The sequence below is a fragment of the Micromonospora sp. NPDC048947 genome (genome assembly GCF_040649495.1).
In the GTDB taxonomy this organism is placed as follows: Bacteria; Actinomycetota; Actinomycetes; order Mycobacteriales; family Micromonosporaceae; genus Micromonospora; species Micromonospora alfalfae.
In genome coordinates, this window is sequence record NZ_JBEZFO010000003.1 from 297,812 (window position 1) to 315,294 (window position 17,483).

The window sequence follows — 17,483 nt, forward strand, 5'->3', positions numbered from 1 at the left end:
AAGCGTGAGGGGACCGGTGGTGGTGCTCGGGGACACCCTGCTCGACCGGGATGTGGAAGGTGTGGTGAACCGGCTCTGCCCGGATTCCCCGGTGCCGGTGCTCGACGAGACAGTGGCCACCGACCGGCCGGGGGGCGCCGGTCTGGCGGCGGTGTTCGCCGCCGCGCAGGGCGCCGAGGTGGTGCTGGTGACCGCGCTCGCCGACGACGCCGGTGGGGCACGACTGAGCGCTCTGCTCGCCGCCGCCGGCGTGCAGGTGTACCCACTGGCCCTCTCCGGCGCGACACCGGAGAAGATCCGGCTGCGGGCCCGGGGGCGGGTGCTGCTGCGCCACGACCGGGGCGGCACGTCCGGGGAGCCGGGCCAGCCCTCCGACGAGGTGCTCCGGGTGATCGCCGGGGCGTCGGCGGTGCTGGTCAGCGACTACGGCCGGGGGGTGGCCCGGCAGCCCGCGCTGCGCGACGCGTTGGCCGCCACCCGCGCGCCGGTGGTGTGGGACCCGCACCCCCGCGGCCCGGCGGCAGTGCCCGGCGTGCACCTGGCCACCCCGAACGAGTCGGAGGTGCGCGAGCTGGTCCCCGCGCTGCCCGGCGCCTCCCGACTGGCCACAGCGTCCCGGGGCGCCCAGGGGCTACGACGGCGCTGGCGGGCCGGCGCTGTCGCTGTGACGCTGGGCGGCGACGGCGCCCTGCTCTGCCACGCCGGGTCGACGCCGCTCGTGGTGCCGACTCCGGGTAGCGCAGAAGGGGACACCTGCGGTGCCGGCGACCGGTTCGCTGCGGCGGCCAGCCTCGCACTGGCCCAGGGCGCGCTGGTCTCCGAGGCGGTGCAGGTGGCGGTCGCCGAGGCGTCCGCCTACGTGGCCGGTGGGGGAGTGGCGACGGCGCTGCCTTCGTCGACGCCGACGGTGCGGGCCAGGAGTGCGCCGGGGCCGCGAGCCCTCCAGCCGGGACCACGAGGTGCTGCGGTGGCCGACCGGGTGGGAGTGCCGGCTGTCGCCACGCTCCTGTCTGAGGTACGCGCCGCGGGCGGCACTGTGGTGGCGACCGGCGGTTGCTTCGACCTGCTGCACGCCGGGCACGTGGCCACCCTGGAGGCGGCCCGGCAGCTCGGCGACTGCCTGATCGTCTGCCTGAACTCCGACGCCAGCGTGGCGGCGTTGAAGGGGCCGGACCGGCCGGTGCAGTCCGAAGGCGACCGCAGCCGACTGCTGGCCGCCCTGAGCTGCGTCGACGCGGTCCTCATCTTCGACGAGCCGACCCCGGAGACGGCGCTGTCCTGGGTACGCCCCGACGTCTGGGTCAAGGGCGGCGACTACGCCACCGGCGGTGGCGACGCGAGCGCCAGCCTGCCGGAGGCGGAGGTCCTGCGGCGCTGGGGTGGCAACACCGTTGTGGTGCCCTATCTGGACGGTCGTTCCACCACCGACCTGATCGTCCGCACGCTCGCGGAGCGGACCCGATGACCGCCACGCGGCCCGGTGCCGGGCCCACAGTCCTGGTCACCGGCGGCGCCAGCGGCCTCGGCGCCGCTGTGGTCGCCGCGGTGACCGCCTCCGGTGGCCGACCGCTCGTGCTGGACCGGCAGCCGCCGGCCGACGGGGTGTCCTGGACCGAGTGCGACCTGGCCGACACGCGGGCCGCCGAGGCGGCCACCCAGCATCTCGCCGAGCAGGCCGGTGGCCTGGACGCGGTGGTTACCGCCGCCGGCACCGACGTGCCGGGCCGACTCGCCGACCTGCCGGGGGAGACCTGGGATCGGATCGTCGCCGTCGACCTGCTGGCCACCGCGGCGGTGATCAGGGCCGCGCTGCCGTTCCTGCTGACCTCCCGGGGCCGCATCGTCACCGTCGCGTCGACCCTTGGCGTCAAGGCGGTCAGCGACGCCACCGCGTACTGCGCGGCGAAGTTCGGCGTGGTGGGGTTCACCCGAGCCCTCGCCGCCGAGCTGGCCGGTCAGGTCGGCGTCACACTGCTCATTCCGGGTGGGATGCGTACCGCGTTCTTCGACGAACGTGACCCGCAGTACAAGCCGGGGCCGGACGCGAACCTCAACGAGCCCGCCGACACCGCCGCCGCGATCATGTTCGCGCTCAACCAGCCGCCCGGTTGCGCGGTGCGCGAGATGGTGGTGTGCGCCGAGCAGGAGACCTCGTACCCGTGATCCTCGTGCTGCGCGCCCTCGGCGTCGGCGATCTGGTGACGGCGGTGCCCGCGCTGCGGGCGCTGCGGGCCGCGTACCCGTCGCGGGAGTTGGCGCTCGCCGCGCCCGGCTGGTTGGCCCCGCTCGTCGACCTGGTCGGTGGCGTTGACCGGCTGGTGGACACCGCGGGGCTGGATCGTCCTCTCCGGGTGGGGTCGGCGCCGTGGACGGCTGTCAACCTGCACGGGCGGGGCCCGCAGTCGCACCGGCTGCTCGCGGCCACCAGGCCCGGTCGGCTTCTCGCCTTCGCCAGCCCGGACGCCGGCTGCGACGACGGCCCGCGCTGGGCCGTCGACGAGCACGAGGTGGACCGGTGGTGCCGGCTGCTGTCCTGGTACGACATCCCGGCCGATCGTGCCGACCTCAGCCTGCGTCGGCCCGCTGCGGCGGGGCTGCCCAGCGGTGTCACACTGCTGCACCCGGGCAGCAAGATCCCGGCCAAGCGGTGGCCCGCCGAGCGGTTCGCCGCGCTGGCACGGGCACTGACCGACCAGGGGCACCGGGTGCTGCTCACCGGCTCGGCCGACGAACGGGCGTTGGCGGCCCGGGTGGCCGAGGCGGCGGCCCTGGGTTCGGACGCCGTGCTGGCCGGCCGGACCGACCTCGGCGCGCTCGCCGCGCTGGTGGCCAACGCCCGGCTGGTGGTCAGCGGGGACACCGGGGTCGCCCACCTGGCCACCGGGTACGGCACCCCGTCGGTGGTCCTCTTCGGGCCTGTTGCACCGGCGCACTGGGGGCCTCCACCGGATCGGCCACGGCACCGGGTGCTCTGGGCCGGCGAGGCGGATTGGCCCAGGTGGGACGGGGTAGGAAGCCACCCGACGATGGCGGCGCTGCGCCTCGACGAGGTGCTGGCCGCCGTGGCCGAGGTGGAGAGGGTGGTGCGGGTCTCCGGTGCGGTTGCGGCGTAGCGACCCGGGTCGACCGGGGTACGGACGGCGTCGGCGCGGACGGGGTTGGCTCTTCGTCGACCCGTCCGGCGCTCCGGTGCGGGATCCGGATGTCCTGGCCCGGCTGCGGGAGTTGGTCATCCCGCCGGCCTGGCAGGACGTGTGGATCGCGCCGTACCCGAACGGGCACATCCAGGCGATCGGGATCGACGCGGCCGGACGCAAGCAGTACGTCTACCACCAGAGGTGGCGGGAGAAGCAGGACGAGGCGAAGTTCGACCGTGTGTTGGAGGTGGCGCGCCGGCTGCCGGCGCTGCGTGAGCGGGTGGGGCGGGACCTGGACGGACGTGGACTGGGTCGGGACCGGGTGCTGGCGACGGTGACCCGACTGCTGGACATGGGGATGTTCCGGGTCGGCAGCGACCAGTACGCGGCCGGCGACGACCCGACGTACGGGGTGGCCACCCTGCGCCCCGAGCATGCCCGGTCCCGGCGCGGCTGTGTGGTGCTCGTGTTTCCCGCGAAGGGAGGCATCGAGCAGGTACGCCGGATCGAGGACCCGGAGCTGTGCCAGGTGCTGGTGAATCTGCGCCGTCGTCGCCGACGGGCGGAGCGGCTGTTCGGCTACTGGGACGGCCGGGAGTGGCGCGACGTGCGCAGCGACGAGGTCAACGGCTACCTGCGCGACGCCAGCGGTGGGGAGATGACAGCGAAGGACTTCCGCACCTGGCACGCCACGGTGCTCGCGGCCACCGAGTTGGCCACGGCCGGTCCGGCCCGTTCGGTGACCGCCCGGCGTAAGGCGGTGGTCGCCGTGATGCGTGCGGTGGCGGAGCTGCTGGGCAACACGCCGACGGTGGCTCGCGCGTCGTACGTGGACCCCCGGGTGGTCGACCTCTACCACGACGGGGTGGTGGCGTCGGTGGATCCGCGGGCGCCCCGCGAGGAGGCGGAGCAGATCGTCCTGAAGCTGCTGGAGGGGGCCTGACCGGCCCCGTCGGCGATTCTGGGGGGAAGCGCGACGGAGCCGGAGCCTCGGGCGTCAGCGGGATGCCACCGGGCGGCCGCCCGCCGCTCGCGCGGCGGGCGCCTCGCCACGGCCCCCGTTGGCGGCCCACCAGGTGATGGCCGGCCGCGTTGGTGTCAGTCTGCCGGCAGCGAGTTGACGGTGGACGCCTGGCTGTTGACGATCCGCGCCAGATCCGAGCCACTGTCGCGGTGTTCCTGCGGGGTGGTGCCGTACGCGCCCCGAAATGCCCGGCTGAAGTGGGCCTTGTCGGAGAAACCCCACCGCGCCGCAACGGTCTGCACTGGCTGGTTGCGCAGCGCCGGGTCGGTCAGGTCGCGCCGGCACCGGGCCAGCCGCAGATCCCGGATGTACGACGCCACTGTGGTGTCCTCGGCCTCGAACAACCGGTGCAGGGACCGCACCGAGATGTGGTGGGCGTCAGCGACCACCTGGGGGCCGAGTGTCGCGTCGCCGAGGTGGCTGTGGATGTACGACTGCACCTGGGTGAGCAGCGCCCGGCGGCGGACCTCGGTGGGCACGGCGTCCTCGGCGACGAGGTGCCGGCCGAGCATTGTGGTGGCCAGGTCCAGTCCCACCGCGCCGAGCCGGCTGGCGTCGGCGGCATGGTACTGCTCGGGGTGCCCGGTCACCTGGAGCAGGAACTGCGCCAACAGCGCCCCGACCCCCTCGCTGCCGGACATCCGGCCGCCGTAGAGCGCTGCCATCCGCTGCGGCGGTAGGGGCAGGGCGGCGTGCGGGATCATCGTGACGATCGAGGTGGCCTGGTCCCGGTCGGGCTCGGTGGCGTGGTGGCAGACGTCGTGCGGCCGGGACCCGTCGTAGAAGGTGAACTCGCCGGCCAGGATCTCACTGCGGCGACCATCCTGACTGGACGTGCCCACGCCGCCAGTGGTGAGGGCGAGGATGTAGAGCTCAGGGTCGGACTGCCGGACCAGCTTCCGGGTCCGGGTGGCGTCCAGCGACGGGTACTCGTACTGCGCCAGTTGAATCGGGCCGAGCGCGATGAAGTCGGCGCGGGCGGCGAAGTCGCCGCTGTGCGCGGACTGGATGCGCAGCGGCACCGAGGTGCGTGCGACAAGGTCCAGCCACATGCCGAACCGTTCGCCCGGTGGCAGGACCGTGGTGTCGATGGAGTCTCTCGGCAGCATGGGGCTCCCTCAGCCCGCCCGGCGTTGGATCAGCGCCTCGACGCCGTCGAGGATCCGGTCCAGGCCGAAGACGAACTCGTCGTCCGGGTCGTCGTCCTGGTAGAGCACACCGGCGCGGAGCACCCGGTGCAGCGCGGGGAAGCGGGCCGGGTCGATGAGCCGGGCCACCAGCCGACCGTACGCCGGCATCATCTCGCTGGGCTCGACGCCGGCCGCCCGGCTGCCCTCGGCGATCTGCGAGGTGAGGGTGGCCTCGTTGCGGACGTACCCGGTGATCAGCAGGAGCACCGACATCTTCTCGCCCTCGCCGAGCACTGTGCCGTCGAGGCAGCGCAGCCCGTCCTCCATCCAGCCGAGCTGCTGCGGGGTGATCGGTGGGCCGCTGATCGGCACGTGCAGCAGCCAGGACCGCTGCCGCAGCACCTTGTGCTCGGCCCAGGCCCACCGGGTGAGGCCGGCGCGCCAGTCGTCCTCCGGCGCGGGCGGCCCGGGGGACGGGCCGTACCCGGTGTCCACCATGAGCATCAGCAGCTCGTCCTTCGAGCCGACGTACCGGTAGAGGGCCATGGTCGCGGCGCCCAACTCCTTGGCCACCCGGCTCATCGAGACGGCCGCCAGGCCGTCGGCGTCGGCCACGCGTACGGCGGCGTCCACGATGGCGGGCACGCTCATTCCCGGCCGGGGGCCCTTGGGTGGCCGCTCCCGCAGCCCCCACGCGCTCTCGATGGCCGCCGGGAGTACGGGCCCGCTGTCGTCTGTCTTCGCCGCCACATTTCCTCCTTGCCCCGTCATCCTAGTTCTGCGTATGGTCTACGCATAACAGCGTACGTCATACGCATAAGGAGAACTCGTCATGACGATCACCACCACACCGGCACCGCGAGCAGGGCGGCGGGAGTGGATCGGGCTCACGGTGCTGATGCTGCCGCTGCTCCTGGTCTCGATGGACGTGTCGGTGCTCTACTTCGCCGTCCCGTTCATCAGCGCGGAGCTGCGCCCCACCGCCACCGAGCAACTATGGATCTTCGACATCTACGGCTTCGTGCTGGCCGGCCTGCTCATCACCATGGGCGCCCTGGGTGATCGGATCGGCCGACGTCGACTCCTGTTGATCGGCGCCACCGCGTTCGGTGCGGCGTCGCTGCTGGCCGCCTACGCCGACAGCACCGCGACGCTGATCGCCGCCCGTGCCGTGCTCGGCGTCGGTGGGGCCACCCTGATGCCCTCGACGCTCGCCCTGGTGCGCAACATGTTCCACGACGCCAAGCAGCGCGGCACCGCCATCGGCATCTGGACCGCCACCCTCACCGGCGGCATCGCGATCGGCCCGGTGCTCAGCGGCATCCTGCTCGAGCACTTCTGGTGGGGCTCGATCTTCCTGATCAACATCCCGGCGATGCTGATGCTGCTGTTGCTCGTCCCGCTCCTGGTACCCGAGTTCCGCAACCCGGCGACCGGGCGGTTCGACCTGGTCAGCGCGGCACTGTCGCTCGGCGCGCTGCTGCCGGTGATCTACGGCATCAAGGAGATGGCCCGCGACGGCCTCAGCCCGGTGCGGGTCCTCGCCATCGTCGGCGGTCTGCTGGTGGGGGCGCTCTTCCTGCACCGGCAGCGGACCCGGGCGTACCCGATGGTCGACCTCGCGCTGTTCCGCCGTCGCGGCTTCGCCGGGTCGCTCGCGGTGAACCTGCTGGCCATGTTCGCCATCGTCGGCTTCGCCATCTTCACCACCCAGCACCTCCAACTGGTGCTCGGCCTGAGCCCGCTGCGGGCGGCGCTGTGGAGCCTCGTGCCGTCCCTCGCCGTGGGCGGAGTCGCGCCGGCCGCCGCCGCCCTGGCCCAGCGCGTCGAACGGGCGTACCTGATCGGTGCGGGGTTCGGCATCGCCGTGGTCGGCTTCGTGGTGTTGACCCGGGTCACCCCGGAGACGCCGCTGTGGCTGCTGCTCGTCGGCGCCAGTGTCTACGCGGGCGGCCTGGTGATGGTGATGTCCCTCGTCACCGAGCTGGTTCTCGGCGCGGCGCCGCCCGAGCAGGCCGGTGTCGCGTCGGCGTTGACCGAGTCCAGCAGTGAGCTGGGCGGTGCGTTGGGTATGGCGATCCTGGGCAGCGTCGGCGCGGCGGTCTACCGCCGTGAGGTCGTCGACGGCCTGCCGGCCGGGCTGCCCGCCGACGCCGCCGCCTCCGCCCAGGAGACCCTGGGCGGCGCGCTCGCGGTCGCCCGGGGACTGCCGGCGGAGCTGGCCGACGCCGTGCGGCGCGCCGCCGCTGTCGCGTTCACCGACGGGCTGCACCTGGCCGCGTACGCCGCCATGGCGGTGATGCTGCTGGGCGCGGTCACCGCGCTGGTAGCGCTGCGCGGCGTCCGGCCGGCCGACTCCACGGCGCTGGCCGCCGAGCCGACCGGTCCGGCCGACACGTCGTTGTCGTCGGTCAGTCGGTGAGCACGTGCGCGAGCCGGTCGCGGAAACGCCGCTCGGAGTCGCTGACCGACTCGCCGCCGATGCCCAGCAGCCCGCCGCTGGACGCGGCGCCCACCACCTGCTCGGCGATCTTCACGAGCCAGTGCTTGTACGCGCCGGCCTCACCCTCGTCGACCCGCGCGGCCAGCAACGCCGCGGCCTCGCCGGCCCGCAGCAACACGTCGTCGATGTACGCCACGGGGTCGGCGGGCGCGATGACCGGCAGCTCCTCGCCGGTCTCCGGGTCACCGACCCGGGTGACGATCTCGCCGGCCACGGCGGTGACCAGCGGGCTGGCCGACTCCCGGCCGGCGGCGATGGTCTCCAGCCCGGCCGCGGTCTCCGCCATGGTCCGGCGGGTGCCGTCGGACTCGGCGGCGCTGGCCGCGGTCAGCACCGACTGCGGCAGGCCGACCAGCAGCCCCCACTCCTCGTCGGAGAAACCGAACCCGGTGTACGCCGGCTGCTCGATCACGACAACGCCCCTTCCGCCCTGCTCTGCTTGGTCAATCGGTGCTCTTGGTCGTTCCACCGGGCCCGAAAGCGGCACCCGGGTCAGGCTAGTCCAGGGTCAGCAGGCCCTGTTCGGACACCACGCGCACCGACAACGTCTTGTACCCGACCTCATCGAAGAGGACCGTCATCTTGTCCTCCTCGTAGGAGAGCACCATGCCGGACCCCCACTCCGGGTGCCGCACCTGGCTGTGCACCGGGAAGGGCCCGACCGCACCCTGGTCGGCCACGCTGGTGCCGTTGTGGCAGTTGTCGCAGTGGCCGCAGACCTGCGTCATCTGCTCGCCGAAGTAGGCAAGCAGGGTCTGCCCCCGGCAGGCCCGGGTCTCGGCGAAGGCCCGCATCATGTCGGTGCGCGACCGGGTCACCGTCTGCTGGCGCTCCGCCTCGGCCAGCGCGGCCGCTGCGGCGTCGGTCGGGTTGGGGGAGTAACGGGGCGCGCCGATGCGCTGCCGGGCGCGTGGTTCGGCCGCCCCGACCTGCTCCAACAGGGAGAGGTACTGGCCCAGCTTGCGCGGCCCGAGACCGGTGGTCTCGCGCAGCTCGGTCTTGGTGGCCGGCTTCTTGCGCAGCAGCGCGGCCAGGTCGCGCAGCTCCTCGACATCGGGCAGGCCACCGCTGAAGAACCGTTGCAGGCCGACGTCCTCGGCCTGCCAGAGCAGCAGCACCCGGGCCGGTTGCCCGTCGCGTCCGGCCCGGCCGATCTCCTGGAAGTAGCTGTCCGGCGAATCGGGCAGCGCCATGTGCACCACCCAGGCGATGTTGGGCTTGTCGATGCCCATGCCGAACGCCGAGGTCGCCACCATGATGGGGACCTCGTCGGCGAGGAACGCCTCGTGCAGTTCGTGGCGTGCGCCGGCCGCCATCCCACCGTGGTAGAACTGCGCCGGGTAACCGGCGTCGGTCAGTCGGGTGGCCAGCTCCTCGGCGGCGCGACGGGTCGGCACGTAGATGATCCCGGGCCGCTCGTCGTCGCTCAGCAGCGCGATCAGTCGCCGCCACCGGTAGTCCTCGGTGGGGCAGTGCGCGACCTCGACGAACAGGTTCGGCCGGTCCAGTCCGGAGACCACCACCTCCGGGTCGCGCAGCCGCAGCCGGGCGATGATGTCGTCGCGTACCGGAGGGGAGGCGGTGGCGGTCAGCGCGACCACCGGCGGCCGGCCGATACCGTCGATGAGGTGCCCGAGCGCCAGGTAGTCGGGTCGGAAGTCGTGCCCCCACGCGGAGATGCAGTGCGCCTCGTCGATCGCCACCAGGGCCGGCTTCAGGGCGGCGACCTCGGCCATCCGCTCGGGATTGCTGAGCTGTTCCGGGGTGATGAAGAGGAACTCAGCCCTGCCCTCGCGGATCTCGGTGATCGCCTCGGCCTGCTGCGTCGGCGACTCGTTCGAGCTGATCCGCACCGCCCGCAGCTCCGGGCGTTGCCGCTCGTTGAGGGAGGCGATCTGATCCTGCTGGAGGGCCAGCAGTGGTGAGATCACCACTGTGGGGCCGGGGATCAGGCTGGCCGGAATCTGGTAGATCGCCGACTTGCCGGCTCCGGTGGGCAGCACCACCAGGGCGTCTCGCCGCTTCATCACGGCGCGCATGGCGGCCAGTTGGTTGGGCCGTAGCGCCTTCCAGCCGAAAAGGCTGCGGGCCGCGCGGCGCAACGTCATCGAGTGCGTGGACAGTTTCATCGAGGGCCGGAGGTACCCGGGCCCATGACCGCCGAAACGCGTTCGGACGATCATGGACCCGGGTTGTCGCCCATACCCCCGACGGCCGGCTCGTTGATCGCCGGCTCAGTGCAGCCGGGGCAGGACCTCACGCTGGTAGAGGTCGAACAGACCCTGGTAGTGCGGTCCGGTGTTGGCCACGTAGACCTCGTCGAAGCCGGCCTTGGCGTACTTGTCGATCATCTCCAGGTGCGCGTCGGCGCTGTTGCCGCAGACGAACGCCTCCTTCAGCATCTCCGGCCTGACCAACTCGGCGGCCTGCTCGAAGTGCCGCGGTGAGGGCAGCACCTGGGACAGCTCACCCGGCACCCCCGCGTTGGGCCAGCGCTCGTGGGCGATGCGCAGCCCCGCCTCCTCGCTGTCCGCGTACGCCGCCTTGAAGCCGGCCTGGCACGGCTTGTCGCCGCCGCCGTTCTCGCGGAAGCGCCGGACCGTCTCGCCGTCGGGCATGGTGCTCACGTAGCCGTCGCCGATCCGGGCGGCCAGGTCGATGGCCTTCGGCCCGAACCCCGAGACGTAGATCGGCGGGGGAGCGTCGGGCAGCGTGTAGATCCGGGCGTGCTCCACTGTGTAGTGCTTGCCGTGGTGGTTGACGAAACCGCCGCCCCACAGCGCGCGCAGCACCTCGACGGCCTCCTCCAACATCTCCAGCCGGACGTCGGCCTGCGGCCAGGCGTCACCGAAGATGTGTTCGTTGAGCGCCTCGCCGGTGCCGACGCCGAGCACGAACCGCCCACCGTGCAGCACCGCGCTGGTCGCCGCCGCCTGCGCGATCACGGCCGGGTGGATCCGCACTGTCGGGCAGGTCACCGCCGTGGTCACCGGTAACGAACAGACCTGGCTGAGCGCGCCGATCATCGACCAGACGAACGGGCTATGGCCCTGTGCGTCCACCCAGGGGTGGAAGTGGTCGGAGATCCACAGCGCCTCGAAGCCGGCCCGTTCGGCACCGCGCGCCTGCTCCAGCAACTCGGCTGGCGTGAACTCCTCACTGGACAGAAAGTATCCGATCTTCATGGCTTACCCCTTCGGCACGCGGACCTGCTGATGGGGAGAGCCGTACCCCGGCGGCGCCCGGTCACACCGGTTCTCGCCGTGGGCGGGGTCAGCGTCGTCCGAACATCGCCCGGATCGCGGCGAGCAGCAGCAGGGCGCCGACCACCAGGCCGAGCAGGCGTACGCCGGGGATGTCGGCCGGGCTCGTCGCGTCGGCCAGCAGGACGGGATCCATCCCCGCACTCTCCCCGGAGAGCGGGCCGCCAGGCAACTGTAAGGTTTATTGACTATTGATTCGCTCAGTGTGACCATGGCAGGAACGCCTGCCGGTGGCGGTGCGCCGAGGGCGCGCGAGAGATGGGGTACGGGGGCCGCATGAGCGAGCGCAACCAGCGGATCGACGGGGGCGCACCGTCGCCGGTGATCGACATCGATCACTGCGAGGGGGCGGAGTGACAACCACCAACGGGCACCTCCCGGTGCTCGCCGCCGCCGTTCTGCAACCCGGCTTCGTCGGCACCACCCCACCCCCATGGGTGTTCCGCTGGCTCGGCGAGGGTCTCGGCTCGGTGGTGCTCTTCGCCCGCAACGTGGTCGACACCGAGCAGGTGACAGCCCTCACCGCGACGTTGCGCGCGGAACGGCCGGACGTCATCGTGGCGATCGACGAGGAGGCCGGCGACGTCACCCGGCTGGAGTCGGTGCACGGCAGCTCCCGACCCGGCAACTTCGCCCTCGGCGCTGTCGACGACCCGGAGCTGACCGAGGCCGTCGCCCGGGACCTCGGCGCCGAACTGGCAGCGGCGGGGGTCACCCTCAACTACGCCCCGGACGCCGACGTCAACTCCAATCCGGCGAACCCGGTGATCGGCGTCCGCTCCTTCGGCGCCGACCCGGCGCTGGTCGCGCGGCACACCGCCGCCTGGGTCCGCGGGCTCCAGGCCGGCGGTGTCGCGGCCTGCGCCAAACACTTCCCCGGGCACGGCGACACCCGGGTCGACTCACACCACGACCTGCCCCGGATCACCGCCGACCGGGCCCGGCTGGACGCCTGCGAACTGGCCCCGTTCCGCGCCGCCGTGGCCGCCGGGGTGCAGGCGGTGATGACCGGTCACCTGCTGGTGCCCGCGCTCGACCCGCACCTGCCGGCGACGCTGAGTCAGCGCATCCTGGGCGGGTTGCTCCGCGACGAGCTGGGCTTCTCCGGCGTGGTGGTCACCGACGCGGTGGAGATGCGCGCGGTCGCCGACCGGTACGGCTTCGCCGGTGCGACGGTCCGCGCCCTCGCCGCCGGGGCCGACGCCATCTGCATCGGCGGCGAACGGGCCGACGAGCAGTCCGCCCGCGAGCTGCGCGACGCCATCGTGGCCGCCGTCGTCTCCGGTGAACTGCCCGAGGAACGTCTCGCCGAGGCCGCCAAGCGCGTCGGTCAACTCGCCGCCTGGACGGTGGCCGCCCGCAGCGCCGGCTCGGCCGCAGGACGCGCCGCCCACGTCGGGCTGATTGCCGCCCGCCGGGCCGTCCGGGTCACCGCCGCCCCGGGCACGACTGTCGCGCTGCCACTGACCCGCGCGGCACACGTCGTCGAGTTCGAGCCGCTGCGCAACATCGCCATCGGGGCCGAGACCCCGTGGGGCATCGGCGGACCACTGACCGAGCTGCTGCCCGGCACCAGCACCGTCCGCTACGCCGAACCCGACGTGCCGGCGGACCCGGGCGCCGGGGCGGGCGGTCGCCCCCTGGTCCTGGTCGTCCGCGACCAGCACCGGCACGACTGGATGCGCGACGCCGTGCACCGCGCGTTGGCCGCCCGGCCGGACGCCGTGGTGGTCGAGTTGGGCGTGCCCGAACTGGTCACCGGGGCGGTGCACCTGGCCACCCACGGCGCCACCCGGGCCAGTGGGCAGGCTGCCGCCGAGGTGCTCACCGGCGCCGGCCTTCCCTAGGGAAGATCGGCCACCAGGTTGGCGTACTCGGGGTGCTTGTCGATGAACGCGGCCATGAAGGGGCACTGCGGCACCACTGTCGTGCCGCGTGCCCGGAGCTGGTCCAGGGTGCCGCGGATCAGCGCGCCGCCCACCCCCTTGCCCTGAAAGCTCTTGTCCACCTCGGTGTGGGTGAAGACCAGGACCTCCCCGCGCGGCAGGTACGCGGTGAAGCCGGCCAGCGCGTCGTCGACCAGGATCTCGAAGCGGTGCTTCGCCGGGTTGTCCTCGACCAGGGTGCTCATCCGGCCATTCTCCCCGCCCGGTCGGCCAGCGCGTCGAGTTCGCCGAGCAAGCGGTCCACCTCGTCGGCGGTGTTGTAGTGGTAGATGCTGGCCCGCACCGCGCCGCCGCTGTCGCGCAGACCCATCAGTTGGAAGTACTCATAGGCGTAGTAGTCGCCGACGGAGAGGCAGAACCCGGCGGCGCCCAACGCCTCCTGCGTGGCCGCCGGCGACATCCCGGCGACCCGGAACGAGATCGTCGGGCAGCGCCGCGCCGGCGAGCCGTAGACGGTGATCGCCGGCCGCTGGGCGAACCCCGCGAGCAGCCGGTCCAGCAGGGCCTCCTCGTGCGCCTGGGCGGCAGTCAGCCCGGCCCGCAGCCGCGCCCGCCGGTCGCCGACCGCGTCCGGGTCCAACCCGGCCAGGTGATCCACGGCGGCGGCCACACCGGCCAGCAGCGGGAAGCTCGGCGTGCCGTACTCGAACCGGTCCGGCACCGCGTCGGATGACGGCACCAGCTTCGCCGGGCGCAGCGCCGCCCAGCGGGCCGGGTCCGCCACCATCGCCGCCAGGTGCGGACCGGACCACTTGTACGCGCTGGTGACCAGCACGTCCGCGCCGAGCGACGTCAGGTCGGTCGGCCCGTGCGGAACCGAGTGCACCCCGTCGACGCAGACCAGCGCGCCGACCGCGTGCGCGGTCTTGGCGATCGCCGGCACGTCCGGCATGGTGCCGATGGCGTTGCTGCCGGCAGTCACAGCGACCAGCCGGGTCCGCTCGCCCACCAGGTCGGCGTACTGGGCCGCGGGCAGCTCACCGGTGTGCCTGTCGACCTCGGCCCAGCGCACCGTCGCGCCGGCCGCCTCGGCGGCCTGCACCCACGGCCGGACGTTCGCGTCGTGGTCGAGCCGGGAGACCACCACCTCGTCGCCGGGCCGCCAGGCCGCGCCGAGCGTGCGGGCCAGCGTGTACGTCAGCGCTGTCGCGCTCGGGCCGAGCACCACCCCGGCCGGGTCGGCGCCGAGCAGGTCGGCCACCGCCGAACGGGCCTCGGCCACCAACTCCAACGACCGGCGACCCGGTACGAAGGCGGCACTGCGGTTGCCGATCGCCGATCGCATGGCGTCGGTGACCGCGTCGATCACACCGGCCGCGGTCTGGGTGCCCCCGGCACCGTCGAAATGGACGAAGCCCTCGGTCAGGGCGGGGTACGCGGCCCGGGTGCGGGCGATGTCGAACGGCATGTCCCGGACCCTAGCCGGTGCTCCCCGTGCCCTGGTCGGCCACCAGGTGATCACCGTTCAACGGCGGCGTCGCGGATGTCTCGTACTCTTGGCGAGGTGACGAACCGACCCGCCACCATGCCCATTCCCCCCATTCGCCGCGCCGCCGGTCTCTTCGCCGGTCTGGCGCTCGGCCTCGCCGTGCTCGCCGGGTGCAGCTCCCAGGGCGCGTCCACCGACTGCGCCGTGGACGCGTGCACCGTCACCTTCGAGCGAGGTGTCGACGCGCGGACCACCATCCTGGGCATCGAGGCCAAGTTGGTCGGCGCCGAGGGCGACCAGGTGACAGTCGAGGTCGCCGGTGAGCAGCTCACCCTCACCACCGGCCAGCAGGCGGCCGAGGCCGGCGGCTTCGCGGTCACCCTGGACAGCGTGACCGACCAGCAGGTCAAGATTCGCGTATCGCGCAACCCGGGCAGCTGACCTGGGCGGGCGGCGGTGGCCGACGTTTGGGAATCTTCAGAATCGGAGATTGTGACGCCATGTCACTCACCCGTAGCGCCGAAGCCACCGCCTCCCGTACGGCGGACAGCCGGTGGCTGGAACTCCTCGCCCGGGCCGGCTTCATCGGCTACGGCATCGTTCACCTGCTCTTCGCCTGGTTGGCGTTGCAGATCGCGTTCGGCACGTCGTCCGACGACGGCGACCAGTCCGGCGCGCTGCGTACCCTCTCCGCACAGCCCCTCGGCAAGTTCCTGGTCATCGCCGTCGCGGTCGGCCTGCTCGCGATGGCGATCTGGCAGGCGCTGGAGGCGGCGGTCGGGCACCGCGCCGAGCGCGGCAAGGAGCGGGTCCTGGAACGGCTCGCCTCGGCCGGCCGGACGATCGTCTACCTCTACTTCGCCTGGACCGCCTTCAAGGTCTTCAAGGACGCCGGGTCGAACAGCGCCGACCAGCAGGAGGCGTTGAGCGGCAAGCTGATGACCTCCAGCGGTGGCCGCTGGCTGGTCGGCCTGGCCGGGCTGGTCGTCGCCGCGATCGGCATCGGCCTGGTGATCTACGGTGCCCGCAAGAAGTTCGAGAAGCACCTCAAGACCGGCGAGATGAGCCCGAAGACCCGCCAGCTCTCCCGCCGGCTGGGCATGGCCGGATACATCGCCAAGGGCATCGCGTACGGCATCTCCGGTCTGCTGGTCATCGTGGCGGCGGTGAACTACGACCCGGAGAAGGCCCGTGGTCTGGACGCCGCCCTGCACACCCTGCAGGAGCAGTCCTACGGCACGTTCCTGCTGGCCCTGGTCGCCCTCGGCATCGCCGCCTTCGGCGTCTACTGCTTCCTCCAGTCCCGGTACCGCAAGGTCTGAGCTGGTCGATACCACGGACATCGGGCACTCTTGGGCTTTTGCCCGGAGTGCCCGACGTCTGGTCGAAGGGGAGCACCGAAGCCGTGCAGAACTATCTCGAAACGGCCGTCGCCGCGCTCGTCGCGGCGGCGGTCGCCCTGTTCCTGGTCGAAGTCGTCCACCGGTTGACCCGGCGGTTCGGCCGCCGGTCACTGCTGTTGACCGAGCTGACCGACCACGCGCACCGCCCGTTCCAGGTCGCCGCAACGGTCCTTGCCGTGCAGTTCGCCGTCCGCTTCAGCACCGGGTACGCCGTCGGCGAGAGCTGGCGGCGACTGCTGCTGCACCTGCTCATCCTCGGCGTCATCGCCACGGTGGCCTGGCTGGTCGCCTGCCTGCTGGTCGTCGTGGAGGACACCGCGCTGGCCCGGTTCCGGGTGGACGTACCCGACAACCGGCACGCCCGACGGGTACGGACCCAGGTGGTGATGCTGCGCCGACTGACCATCGCGGTGATCGTCATCCTGACCGTCGGCGTGATGCTGATGACGTTCCCCAGCGTGCGGGGCATCGGCGCCGGTGTGCTGACCTCGGCCGGTGTGGTCGGTGTGGTGGCCGCGCTCGCCGCACAGAGCCTGCTCGGCAACGTCTTCGCCGGCCTCCAACTCGCCTTCAGCGACGCCGTCCGGCTCGACGACGTCGTCGTTGTCGAAGGGGAGTGGGGTCGCATCGAGGAGCTGACACTCAGCTACGTCGTGGTGCAGATCTGGGACGACCGCCGGTTGATCCTGCCCACCTCGTACTTCACCAGCAAACCGTTCCAGAACTGGACCCGGACGGAGGCGGCGGTGCTCGGCACCGCCGAATTCGACGTCGACTGGGCGGTGCCCGTGCAGACCATGCGCGAGGAACTGCGCCGCCTCGTCGAGGGCACCGAACTGTGGGACGGGCGGGTCTGCGTCCTCCAGGTCACCGACGCCACCGGCGGGACGGTCCGGTTGCGCGCGCTGGTCAGCGCCGCCGACGCGGGCAGCCTGTGGGACCTGCGCTGCCTCGTCCGGGAGCACCTGGTCGCCTGGATCCGGGACAACCGCCCGACCGCGATGCCCCGGCTCCGCACCGAGCTGGGCGACTCCACCAGCAACCTGTCCTGGCAGTGGGTGCAGCCGAGGCGGCCGGCCCGCCGCCCGTCCGACACCGAGGCGCCCGACGACGCCCGTGTCTTCGGCGGCAGCGACGACGGCGACGCCCGCAGCGAAGCCTTCGTAGGCCCCGAAGAAACCCGCCCCTAACCCGCCCCGCCCCGCCCGCACCAGGCCGCGCCCGCACCGGGCCGGCCCGCCCGCGCCCACAAGATCGTGCATTTTCCTTGTTGTAGTGGCATCCATCCCCGCCGAGGCCACTACAACCAGGATCGAGCGCGATCTTGCGCGCGCGCACCCGGGTCCCGGCAGTCATGCACCGGCCGGCCAGCCCCACCCGGCATCGCCTTCCCCACGCCTCCCTTAGCGGAGTTGATCAAGAGGTTTCGGTCACCCACCCCGGCGTGTCCTGACCGAATCCTCTTGATCACGCGCGGAGAGGGCGGGAGAGGGAGGGCCGGAGGGATGCGGGAGGGCGGGGGAGGGGTCCCTTGGGGGAGGTTTGGTCGGGCTTGGGTGGGGGATGTGCTGCCGGACGTCTCTGGCGTGATCGCGGCGGCTGGCCGTGGATCGGCGGCGCGGCGTCCGGACAACGGGGACGGTGAGCT

The 17,483-nt window shown here is 72.6% G+C and carries 17 protein-coding genes; 9 read left to right on the plus strand and 8 right to left on the minus strand.

What is annotated here, in order from left to right:
- Nucleotides 1-4 precede the first annotated feature (4 nt).
- Genes AB0B98_RS06810 through AB0B98_RS06825 form a run of 4 tightly spaced genes read left to right on the plus strand, consistent with a single transcriptional unit; the run spans nucleotide 5 to nucleotide 4,080 of the window.
- A complete protein-coding gene (locus AB0B98_RS06810) occupies nucleotides 5-1,465 on the plus strand; it encodes a PfkB family carbohydrate kinase (protein ID WP_357361317.1) in 1,461 nt (486 codons plus the stop codon).
- A complete protein-coding gene (locus tag AB0B98_RS06815; RefSeq protein WP_238669935.1) occupies nucleotides 1,462-2,163 on the plus strand; it encodes an SDR family oxidoreductase in 702 nt (233 codons plus the stop codon). Before AB0B98_RS06810 ends, AB0B98_RS06815 begins: the two co-directional genes overlap by 4 nt.
- On the plus strand, nucleotides 2,160-3,113 hold the full coding sequence (locus AB0B98_RS06820) for a glycosyltransferase family 9 protein (RefSeq protein WP_357361318.1): 954 nt from the start codon (nucleotides 2,160-2,162) through the stop codon (nucleotides 3,111-3,113). The genes AB0B98_RS06815 and AB0B98_RS06820 overlap by 4 nt, the downstream gene beginning before the upstream one ends.
- Nucleotides 3,097-4,080: a DNA topoisomerase IB gene (locus tag AB0B98_RS06825; protein WP_357361319.1), complete on the plus strand. Its 984-nt coding sequence runs from the start codon at nucleotides 3,097-3,099 to the stop codon at nucleotides 4,078-4,080. Before AB0B98_RS06820 ends, AB0B98_RS06825 begins: the two co-directional genes overlap by 17 nt.
- 155 nt (nucleotides 4,081-4,235) lie before the next feature.
- Here the strand turns inward: AB0B98_RS06825 and AB0B98_RS06830 are convergent, their stop codons facing one another.
- Both AB0B98_RS06830 and AB0B98_RS06835 read right to left on the minus strand, forming a co-directional pair.
- The gene (locus tag AB0B98_RS06830) at nucleotides 4,236-5,270 is read right to left on the minus strand and encodes a helix-turn-helix domain-containing protein (RefSeq protein WP_357361320.1); all 1,035 of its coding nucleotides are present in this window, start codon (nucleotides 5,268-5,270) and stop codon (nucleotides 4,236-4,238) included.
- Nucleotides 5,271-5,279: 9 nt separating this feature from the next.
- On the minus strand, nucleotides 5,280-6,041 hold the full coding sequence (locus AB0B98_RS06835; RefSeq protein ID WP_238669939.1) for a TetR/AcrR family transcriptional regulator: 762 nt from the start codon (nucleotides 6,039-6,041) through the stop codon (nucleotides 5,280-5,282).
- An 82-nt stretch (nucleotides 6,042-6,123) separates the two neighbouring features.
- On the opposite strand from AB0B98_RS06835, the gene AB0B98_RS06840 reads away from it, so the two are divergent.
- Entirely contained in the window at nucleotides 6,124-7,713 is a 1,590-nt protein-coding gene (locus AB0B98_RS06840; RefSeq protein ID WP_357361321.1) for an MFS transporter, read from the plus strand.
- Here the strand turns inward: AB0B98_RS06840 and AB0B98_RS06845 are convergent.
- The 4 genes from AB0B98_RS06845 to AB0B98_RS06860 form a co-directional block, all read right to left on the minus strand.
- Nucleotides 7,703-8,206, minus strand: coding sequence for a hypothetical protein (locus AB0B98_RS06845; protein ID WP_238669941.1), 504 nt, complete (start codon nucleotides 8,204-8,206; stop codon nucleotides 7,703-7,705). The genes AB0B98_RS06840 and AB0B98_RS06845 overlap by 11 nt on opposite strands.
- 85 nt (nucleotides 8,207-8,291) lie before the next feature.
- Nucleotides 8,292-9,923, minus strand: coding sequence for a RecQ family ATP-dependent DNA helicase (locus tag AB0B98_RS06850; RefSeq protein WP_357287381.1), 1,632 nt, complete (start codon nucleotides 9,921-9,923; stop codon nucleotides 8,292-8,294).
- A gap of 105 nt (nucleotides 9,924-10,028) precedes the next feature.
- Nucleotides 10,029-10,979, minus strand: coding sequence for a TIGR03557 family F420-dependent LLM class oxidoreductase (locus AB0B98_RS06855; protein ID WP_357361322.1), 951 nt, complete (start codon nucleotides 10,977-10,979; stop codon nucleotides 10,029-10,031).
- Nucleotides 10,980-11,067: 88 nt separating this feature from the next.
- The gene (locus tag AB0B98_RS06860) at nucleotides 11,068-11,193 is read right to left on the minus strand and encodes a hypothetical protein (RefSeq protein ID WP_255750123.1); all 126 of its coding nucleotides are present in this window, start codon (nucleotides 11,191-11,193) and stop codon (nucleotides 11,068-11,070) included.
- Nucleotides 11,194-11,410: 217 nt separating this feature from the next.
- Here AB0B98_RS06860 and AB0B98_RS06865 point away from each other — a divergent pair, with 217 nt between their 5' ends.
- Nucleotides 11,411-12,904 carry a glycoside hydrolase family 3 protein gene (locus AB0B98_RS06865; protein WP_357361323.1) on the plus strand — a complete coding sequence of 498 codons (1,494 nt, stop codon included), beginning with the start codon at nucleotides 11,411-11,413 and terminating at the stop codon, nucleotides 12,902-12,904.
- Here AB0B98_RS06865 and AB0B98_RS06870 read toward each other — a convergent pair.
- Together AB0B98_RS06870 and AB0B98_RS06875 are read right to left on the minus strand one after the other, a co-directional pair.
- Nucleotides 12,901-13,188 carry a GNAT family N-acetyltransferase gene (locus AB0B98_RS06870; protein ID WP_238669945.1) on the minus strand — a complete coding sequence of 96 codons (288 nt, stop codon included), beginning with the start codon at nucleotides 13,186-13,188 and terminating at the stop codon, nucleotides 12,901-12,903. The genes AB0B98_RS06865 and AB0B98_RS06870 overlap by 4 nt on opposite strands.
- A complete protein-coding gene (locus AB0B98_RS06875; protein ID WP_357361324.1) occupies nucleotides 13,185-14,411 on the minus strand; it encodes a cysteine desulfurase-like protein in 1,227 nt (408 codons plus the stop codon). The genes AB0B98_RS06870 and AB0B98_RS06875 overlap by 4 nt, the downstream gene beginning before the upstream one ends.
- Before the next feature lie 96 nt (nucleotides 14,412-14,507).
- Here AB0B98_RS06875 and AB0B98_RS06880 point away from each other — a divergent pair, with 96 nt between their 5' ends.
- From AB0B98_RS06880 to AB0B98_RS06890, 3 genes are all read left to right on the plus strand, one after another.
- A complete protein-coding gene (locus AB0B98_RS06880; protein ID WP_357361325.1) occupies nucleotides 14,508-14,873 on the plus strand; it encodes a hypothetical protein in 366 nt (121 codons plus the stop codon).
- A gap of 59 nt (nucleotides 14,874-14,932) precedes the next feature.
- A complete protein-coding gene (locus AB0B98_RS06885; protein ID WP_357361326.1) occupies nucleotides 14,933-15,754 on the plus strand; it encodes a DUF1206 domain-containing protein in 822 nt (273 codons plus the stop codon).
- Nucleotides 15,755-15,837: 83 nt separating this feature from the next.
- A complete protein-coding gene (locus tag AB0B98_RS06890) occupies nucleotides 15,838-17,025 on the plus strand; it encodes a mechanosensitive ion channel domain-containing protein (RefSeq protein WP_238669948.1) in 1,188 nt (395 codons plus the stop codon).
- Nucleotides 17,026-17,483 lie beyond the last annotated feature (458 nt).

Excerpts from the sequence above, each read along its gene's own strand:
- AB0B98_RS06815 (WP_238669935.1), top strand. The coding sequence starts at position 1,462 with ATGACCGCCACGCGGCCCGGTGCCGGGCCCACAGTCCTGGTCACCGGC.
- AB0B98_RS06830 (WP_357361320.1), bottom strand. The coding sequence starts at position 5,270 with ATGCTGCCGAGAGACTCCATCGACACCACGGTCCTGCCACCGGGCGAA.
- AB0B98_RS06840 (WP_357361321.1), top strand. The coding sequence starts at position 6,124 with ATGACGATCACCACCACACCGGCACCGCGAGCAGGGCGGCGGGAGTGG.
- AB0B98_RS06850 (WP_357287381.1), bottom strand. The coding sequence starts at position 9,923 with ATGAAACTGTCCACGCACTCGATGACGTTGCGCCGCGCGGCCCGCAGC.
- AB0B98_RS06855 (WP_357361322.1), bottom strand. The coding sequence starts at position 10,979 with ATGAAGATCGGATACTTTCTGTCCAGTGAGGAGTTCACGCCAGCCGAG.
- AB0B98_RS06860 (WP_255750123.1), bottom strand. The coding sequence starts at position 11,193 with ATGGATCCCGTCCTGCTGGCCGACGCGACGAGCCCGGCCGACATCCCC.
- AB0B98_RS06870 (WP_238669945.1), bottom strand. The coding sequence starts at position 13,188 with ATGAGCACCCTGGTCGAGGACAACCCGGCGAAGCACCGCTTCGAGATC.
- AB0B98_RS06875 (WP_357361324.1), bottom strand. The coding sequence starts at position 14,411 with ATGCCGTTCGACATCGCCCGCACCCGGGCCGCGTACCCCGCCCTGACC.
- AB0B98_RS06885 (WP_357361326.1), top strand. The coding sequence starts at position 14,933 with ATGTCACTCACCCGTAGCGCCGAAGCCACCGCCTCCCGTACGGCGGAC.